The sequence below is a fragment of the Streptomyces sp. NPDC002734 genome, from assembly GCF_040295685.1.
In the GTDB taxonomy this organism is placed as follows: domain Bacteria; phylum Actinomycetota; class Actinomycetes; order Streptomycetales; family Streptomycetaceae; genus Streptomyces.
This window is the reverse complement of the sequence record NZ_JBEOVU010000056.1, coordinates 22,605-29,733: the sequence shown is the minus strand read 5'-3', so window position 1 is coordinate 29,733 and position 7,129 is coordinate 22,605. Positions and strand designations below refer to the sequence as shown.

The window sequence follows — 7,129 nt, the reverse complement described above, 5'->3', positions numbered from 1 at the left end:
TCGCGGACCCGCCCGCGGGTTTGGGCGCCAACTTCATTTCGGCCCTGGTCGGCTTCGCCCCCGGGCCCGGCGCCCCCCCGGGGGGGCCCCCCCACACGGGGGGGGGGCGTCGTACGTGAGAACACGTACGACGCCCGCGGCCGTGTGCGGTTCGCGGCGCTGGGCCGCGGCGAGGCCTACGCCGACTTGCGGCGCGTGTCGCGGGGATGAACGGCGATGTTCATCGCTCCGGAACGCAGCACCGCGAGTCGCTCCTCGAGAACTTCCTCGAGCTCCTCACGGGTACGACGCTCCATGAGCATGTCCCAATGCGTACGGGCCGGCTTCGCCTTCTTCTCCTCCGGTCCGTCGCCGTCCACCAGGAGTGCCTGGGCCCCGCAGACCTTGCACTCCCACTCCGGCGGAATCTCCGCCTCGACCGAGAAGGGCATCTCGAAACGATGCCCCTTCTCGCATGCGTACTCCACCGCCTGGCGCGGGGCCAGGTCGATGCCGCGGTCGGTCTCGTAGCTGGTCACCACGAGGCGCGTGCCGCGAAGAGCTCGCTCACTCATGAATCGTGCCTCCCGGGCTTGTCGCCCACAGGACAGGTGTCGCTGTCGTCGTCATCCGGCTCAACGTCCGGTCGGCGGTAAAGATTCCCGTTCCGCGCCAATGCGTCGCCGTCGTAGCCGCCCCTTGTTGTACCCACCATTGCCCGGTTTGTCACATCTGGCAGGAGATGTCACTCGACGTTGCGGCGTCTTTGTCGCGCAGTAACGGTACGCCTGGCAGGCCAAACGCGTACACTACCGCCCCGCCATCTCCGCCGCCAAAAACATCAGAGCTTCTCCGGAACCGTGTTCCCCGCCTCGGCGACGGCACGCCGCACGGGTATGCGAGCGAGGAGCAGGAATCCGAGCGCGAAGAAGATCACCAGCGAGATGATGGCGTCCCGGTAGCTGCCGGTCAGCTGATACGTCAGTCCGAAGACCAGGGGGCCGAGCCAGCTGGTGCCCCGGTCGCTGATCTCGTAGGCCGCGAAGTACTCGGCCTCCTTGCCCGGCGGGATCAGGTGCGAGAAGAGGGACCGCGAGAGCGCCTGGCTCCCGCCCATCACCAGGCCGATCCCGGCCGCCAGGGCGAAGAACCAGACGGCGTTCCCGGACGGCATGAAGTAGGCGGTGCCGACGACCAGCGTCCACGCGGCGAGCGAGCCGAGGACGGTGCGCTTGGCGCCGTACCGCCTGGCGATCCGCCCGAGCGCCAGCGCGCCGGCCACCGCCAGCACCTGCACCAGCAGCACCGCCGTGATCAGCGTGGACTGCTCCAGGCCCAGCTCCTCGGAGCCGAAGATCGCCGCCTGCGAGATCACCGTCTGGATGCCGTCGTTGTAGACCAGATAGGCGAGCAGGAAGCCGAGCGTCAGCGGGTGACGCCGCATGTCGCGCAGCGTCTCGAGCAGACGGCGCGGGGCGGAGGCGGAGGTCTCGGTCACCTCGACCCTGCGGTCGCGCAGGCGGCGCAGCGGGATCAGCGCGAACACGCCCCACCACACGCCCGCCGAGGCCAGGCAGATGCGGACCGCCACCGACTCGGTCAGGCCGAAGGAGTCGTGCATCGTGTACAGCACCAGGTTCAGGACGAGCATCAGCGCGCCCGCCGCGTATCCGAAGGCCCAGCCCTTGGAGGAAACGGCGTCGCGCTCCTCCGGCGTGGATATCTGTGGGAGGAACGCGTTGGAGAGCATCGCCGCCACCGACTGCGAGGCGTTGGCGACGATCAGCAGCACGCCGCCCAGCAGGTAGCGGTCGCCGTCCAGGAAGAACATGCAGGCCGTGGCGAGGGCGCCGAGGTAGGCGAAGGCGCCCAGCAGCGGCTTCTTGCGGCCGGTGCGGTCCGCGACGGCGCTGACCAGCGGCATCAGCAGCACGGCGGCGATTACCGACAGCGAGACCGTGTAGGCGAAGAAGGATCCCGCGCTCACGGGGATGCCGAAGGGATGGACGAAGCCCTCGTCGTCCGCGGCGGCCTTGGTGACCGAGGTCAGGTAGGGGCCGAGGAAGACGGTGAGCACGCTGGTGGAGTAGACCGAGCAGGCCCAGTCGTAGAAGTACCAGCCGCGCTGTTCGCGCCGACGTCCGTCGGCCGTGCCGGCCGCCCCCGTCTGCACTGTGATGCTGCCCACCCGATCCTCGCTTCGCGCCGTGGGAGCCGCGCACGCTCAGACCCAGGTGCCCCGGTCCTCCATGACCGCGCGCAGCGTGTCGATGTGATCGGTCATGATGCCATCGACCCCCAGGTCCAGGAGCCTGTGCATTTCTACGGAATCGTTGACCGTCCAGACGTGGACCTGCAGGCCGCGGGCGTGGGCGGCCCGGACGAAGCGGCGGTCCACCACCGGGACGCCGGACTGGGCGACCGGGACCTGCGCGGCCAGCGCGGAGGCGCGCAGCCCGACGGGGAGGCCCCAGGAGCGCAGCCGCAGGCCGAGGACGCCGGCCGTGCCGTAGGAGGTGGCCAGCCGCGGCCCGGCCAGCCGCTGGGCCCGGGCGACCCGGGACTCGGAGAACGACCCGACGCACACCCGGTCCCAGGCGTTCGTACGTTCCACCACGTCCAGCAGCGGCAGCAGGGCGCCCTCCTCCTTGACGTCCACGTTCCAGCGGACCTCGGGGAAGGTCTCCAGCAGCTCGGAGAAGAGCGGCACCGGTTCCCGCCCGGCGACCCGAGCCTGCCGGACCTCGCTCCAGGGCAGCTCGGCGATCCGGCCGGCGCCGTCGGTCACCCGGTCCAGGGTGTCGTCGTGGAAGGCGACCAGGACGCCGTCCGCGGTGACATGGACGTCCGTCTCCATGTACCGGTACCCGGCGTCGGCGGCACGGCGGAACTGGGCGGCGGTGTTCTCCAGCCCGTCGGCGTCCCCGCCGCGGTGGGCGAAGGGGATCGGACCGGGGTGGTCCAGGTAGGGGTGCGGGGTGCGGGTCGTCGTCACGGTCGCAGTATCCCGCTCGGCGGCTCGGCGGAGCAGAGGGGGGCGGTGGCCACGGCCGCCGCCGCGGGGGCCACGGGGGACAGGGGGGCCGCGGGGGTGAACCGGCGCAGGAAGAACTGCACCAGCGGACCGATGGCCAGGGCGTACAGGAGGGTGCCGACGCCCACGGTGCCGCCCAGCAGGAAGCCGGTCAGCACGACGACGACCTCGATCGCGGTGCGCATGCTGCGGATCGAGCGGCCGGTGCGGCGGTGCAGCCCGGTCATCAGCCCGTCACGCGGGCCGGCGCCGAAGCCCGCGGCGATGTAGAGCCCGGAGGCCGCGCCGTTGAGGACGAGACCCGCGAGCAGCAGCGGCCAGCGCACCGCGAGCGCGTCGGTGACGGGGACCAGGGCGAGGGTGGCGTCCATGGTGAGACCGACGACGAACACGTTGGAGACGGTGCCGAGGCCGGGGCGCTGCCGCAGCGGTATCCAGAGCAGCAGGACCAGCGCGCCGACCAGGATCGAGACCGTGCCCACCGTCAGGCCGGTCAGCTCGGAGACTCCCTGGTTGAGGACACCCCAGGGCTCCAGGCCCAGTTCGACCCGCAGCAGGAGCGCGGTGCTGACCCCGTAGAGCGTGAGGCCGAGGTAGAGCTGGACGAGACGTCGGGCGAGCAAGGCGACCCCCTGTGGTGATGTTGGACCGGCGCATGCCACTCTGTGGCTCGTGTCCTGCGGCTCGACAGGGCCAATTCGCGGAAGGTGGACTGGACGGATGCAACGGTGGACCTCCGTGGTGGGAGCCGCCCAACTGGCGCGGCAGCTCGCCTCGCAGCAGGAGCGGCCCTCCGCGCCGGGCGGACGGCGCCCTCCCGCGTACCGGGCCCTCGCCGACGGCATCCGGCTGCTGGTCCTGGAGGGACGGGTGCCGGTCGCCGCGCGGCTGCCCGCCGAGCGGGAGCTCGCCCTCGCGCTCTCGGTCAGCCGGACCACCGTCGCCGCCGCCTACGAGGCGCTGCGCGCCGACGGCTTCCTGGAGTCCCGGCGCGGCGCCGGCAGCTGGACCGCCGTGCCGCCGGGCAACCCGCTGCCCGCCCGCGGTCTCGAGCCGCTGCCGCCGGAGTCCCTCGGCACGCTGATCGACCTCGGCACCGCCGCGCTCAACGCCCCGGAACCCTGGCTGACCCGCGCCGTCCAGGGCGCCCTGGGGGAGCTGCCGCCCTACGCCACCACGCACGGCGACTACCCGGCCGGACTGCCCGCCCTGCGGGCCACCATCGCCCGGCGGTACACCGAGCTCGGGGTGCCCACCATGCCGGAGCAGATCATGGTCACCACCGGCGCCATGGGGGCCATCGACGCCATCTGCCACCTCTTCGCCGGCCGGGGCGAGCGGGTCGCCGTCGAGTCCCCCAGTTACGCCAACATCCTCCAGCTGATCCGGGAGGCCGGGGCCCGGCTGGTGCCGGTGGCCATGGGGGAGGGGCTCGCCGGATGGGAGATGGACCGCTGGCGGCAGGTGCTGCGCGAGTCCGCGCCGCGGCTGGCCTACGTGGTCGCCGACTTCCACAACCCCACCGGCGCGCTCGCCGACGAGGAACGCCGGCGGATGCTGGTCGACGCGGCGCGCGCGGCCGGCACGGTGGTGGTCGCCGACGAGACCATGCGGGAGCTGCCGCTGGACGACGACGTCGAACTGCCGCGGCCGATGTGCGCCTTCGACCCCGCGGGTTCCTCCGTGATCACGGTGGGGTCCGCCAGCAAGGCCTTCTGGGCGGGCATGCGGATCGGCTGGGTGCGGGCCGCGCCCGAGATCGTCCGGTCGCTCGTCGCCGCCCGCGCGTACGCGGACCTCGGGACCCCGGTGCTGGAGCAGCTCGCGGTGGCCTGGCTGATGGACACGGGGGAGTGGGCGGACGCGGTCGCCTGGCGGCGCGCCCAGGCCCGCGGGAACCGGGACGCGCTGGTCGCGGCGGTCCGGCGGGAGCTGCCCGACTGGGAGTTCGCGGTGCCGTCCGGCGGGCTCACGTTGTGGGTCCGGGCGGGAGGGCTCTCCGGCTCCCGGATCGCCGTCGCGGGGGAGCGGGTCGGCGTCCGGGTGCCCTCGGGGCCCCGCTTCGGGGTCGACGGGGCCTTCGAGGGGTACGTCCGGCTGCCGTTCACCGTGGCCGGCCCGCTCGCCGACGAGGCGGCCGCGCGCCTGGCCGCGGCGGCCCGCCTCGTCGCCTCCGGCGCCCACCTGGGCCCGGAACCGACCCGCACGTTCGTCGCCTGAGGAGGGAGGTCCTCGCCCGCCTGATGGGGCGAGGACCTCGCCCAGGGGCGGTCGCCGGAGCCTTCCGGCGCCCGTCCGCGGGGTGCCGCCCGCAGGTGGGCGTCCGTGAGGAAGGGCGAGCGGGCGGTCGCCCGGCGGGCCGGGCCTCCCTCGGAGGCGGGCCTTTCTCCTACAGCTCCGCCCGGGCGGGTTCCGCCGGTTCCGGGTCGGGGGCGAGGTGCGGCTCGTCCAGGGTCTTCGGGTCCTTCACGATGTCGACCGCCGGTACTCCGGCGACCTCGGGCGGCTCGACCGCCTCGTTGACCGGTTCGGCGGCGCCCGTCGAGCCGGGGGTCGCCCCCGTCCCCCCGGTTCCTCCGGTCGTGCCGGCGGCCCGCGGCGGGAGCAGCTCCAGCACGGCCGCGCGATGTGCCTCGTCGGCCGTCTCGTCGTACGGGTCCGGCGTCGTCGGGACCTGCATCCGCAGCACCGGTCCGGCGCCGAGGCGGGCGTAACCCCGCCCGGGCGGGACCAGCGCGGGCGGAGTGGTCCGGGGCGCCGCCCCCAGCACGGCCGCCAGCTGGGCCACCGACGCGGGGCCCAGCACGACCCGCGCCCGGGTGTGCTGGCGTACCGCCTCGCTCAGCGCCTCCGCGCTCTCCAGGTGCTCCGCGACCACCACTGTGACGTTGGCCGCCCGCCCGTGCCGCAGCGGCACCTGGAGCAGCGCCTGCGGGTCGGACCCGCCCTCCGCCGCCGCCAGGTGACCCAGCGCGGCGGGGCGGTCGACCACGATCCACAGCGGCCGCCGGGAGTCCTCCGGCACGGGGAGTCCGGCCTGCCGGGCCCGGTTGGCGGCGATCAGCCGGCGCTCCGTCTCCCGCGAAGCCCACTCCAGCGAGGCCCGGGCGCCCGCGGGCGAGCACTCCACGGCGACCACGCCGTTGCGCCCGGTGAGGCAGGCGTACTCCCCGGCGGCCCCGCCGTCCACGATGAGCACGTCGCCGTGGCGCAGCGCCTGAAGGGCGACGCACCGCAGCAGCGTCGACGTGCCGCTGCCGGGGGAGCCGAGCGCCAGCAGGTGCGGCTCGGTGGAGCGGGCGCCGGTGCGCCACACCACCGGCGGCACGTCCCGGCCCGTTTCGCCCTCGCCCAGCGGGAGCGTGCGGGAGACCTCGGTCGGGTCGGTGAAGCCGAGGACCGTCTCGCCCGGCGCGGTGACGAACGCCTGTGCCGTGAGGTCGGCGGGCAGCGGCGGCAGCACCTCCAGGGTGAGCCGGTTCGCCTCCTCGTCCCAGACGAACCGGTACTCGCGCCCCCGCCCGGCCTTGGCGTGCAGCAGCTGCTCGACCCGGGCGCGCGCCTCGGGCTCACCGTCGGTGAAGTAGGCGGGATAACGCAGCACCAGCCGGGAGACCCGGCCGGTGTCGTCGAACTCGTGGGCCTCGAAGGGACCCTGCCACTCCCCGCCGTGCGCGTAGAGGGGCGCGGGATCCTCGGCGGCGGAGAAGTAGGGGACCAGCGCCTCGTACAGCGACGTCAGACGCCGGGCCTGGTCCTCGTCCGGGGTGCCCGGGGGCCGGCGGCCCGCGCCGTCGCGGCCCTTCCACGCGGCCGCCGCCATGGTCGCGGCGGCGGCCAGCACCGGGCCGTAGGGCGTCAGCACGACCACCAGCAGCACCGACGCCACCAGGAACAGCAGGGGCCCGCGCCGGTCCTTGGGCGCGGCCGCCCACCGCCGGCGGGCCGCCACGGCCAGCCGGCCCAGCCCGCGGGCCACCGTGATCAGCGGATGGAGCACGTCGGTGGCCCCGGCGCCCGCCGTCCGGGCCAGCTCCCGGCCGCGGGCGACGCGTGCGCCGCTGTTGGTCAGGATGCGGGGGAGGGGGCGCCGGGCCACTGAGATCTCCTGGTTCC

General features: G+C 74.2%; 6 protein-coding genes. 1 reads left to right on the top strand and 5 read right to left on the bottom strand.

What is annotated here, in order from left to right; genetic code table 11:
- Positions 1-176 precede the first annotated feature (176 nt).
- From ABT026_RS31225 to yczE, 4 genes are all read right to left on the bottom strand, one after another.
- Entirely contained in the window at positions 177-554 is a 378-nt protein-coding gene (locus ABT026_RS31225; protein ID WP_108957122.1) for an RNA polymerase-binding protein RbpA, read from the bottom strand.
- A 266-nt stretch (positions 555-820) separates the two neighbouring features.
- Positions 821-2,167 (bottom strand): MFS transporter, encoded by a 1,347-nt coding sequence (locus tag ABT026_RS31220; protein WP_351118570.1) that lies wholly within the window; start codon positions 2,165-2,167, stop codon positions 821-823.
- 36 nt (positions 2,168-2,203) lie between these two features.
- Complete coding sequence (locus ABT026_RS31215; RefSeq protein WP_351118569.1) at positions 2,204-2,974, bottom strand: glycerophosphodiester phosphodiesterase family protein; 771 nt, start codon at positions 2,972-2,974, stop codon at positions 2,204-2,206.
- The gene (gene yczE / locus ABT026_RS31210; RefSeq protein ID WP_351118568.1) at positions 2,971-3,636 is read right to left on the bottom strand and encodes a membrane protein YczE; all 666 of its coding nucleotides are present in this window, start codon (positions 3,634-3,636) and stop codon (positions 2,971-2,973) included. Before yczE ends, ABT026_RS31215 begins: the two co-directional genes overlap by 4 nt.
- Before the next feature lie 97 nt (positions 3,637-3,733).
- Here yczE and ABT026_RS31205 point away from each other — a divergent pair, with 97 nt between their 5' ends.
- Positions 3,734-5,233, top strand: a complete 1,500-nt coding sequence (locus ABT026_RS31205; protein ID WP_351118567.1) for an SCO1417 family PLP biosynthesis transcription factor — start codon at positions 3,734-3,736, stop codon at positions 5,231-5,233.
- A 169-nt stretch (positions 5,234-5,402) separates the two neighbouring features.
- On the opposite strand, the gene ABT026_RS31200 is transcribed toward ABT026_RS31205, so the two are convergent.
- Positions 5,403-7,112 carry a hypothetical protein gene (locus tag ABT026_RS31200; protein ID WP_351118566.1) on the bottom strand — a complete coding sequence of 570 codons (1,710 nt, stop codon included), beginning with the start codon at positions 7,110-7,112 and terminating at the stop codon, positions 5,403-5,405.
- Positions 7,113-7,129: the final 17 nt, after the last annotated feature.

Bases quoted from the DNA above. Each gene is read 5' to 3' on its own strand.
- ABT026_RS31205 (WP_351118567.1), top strand. From the start codon at position 3,734: ATGCAACGGTGGACCTCCGTGGTGGGAGCCGCCCAACTGGCGCGGCAG.
- ABT026_RS31225 (WP_108957122.1), bottom strand. From the start codon at position 554: ATGAGTGAGCGAGCTCTTCGCGGCACGCGCCTCGTGGTGACCAGCTAC.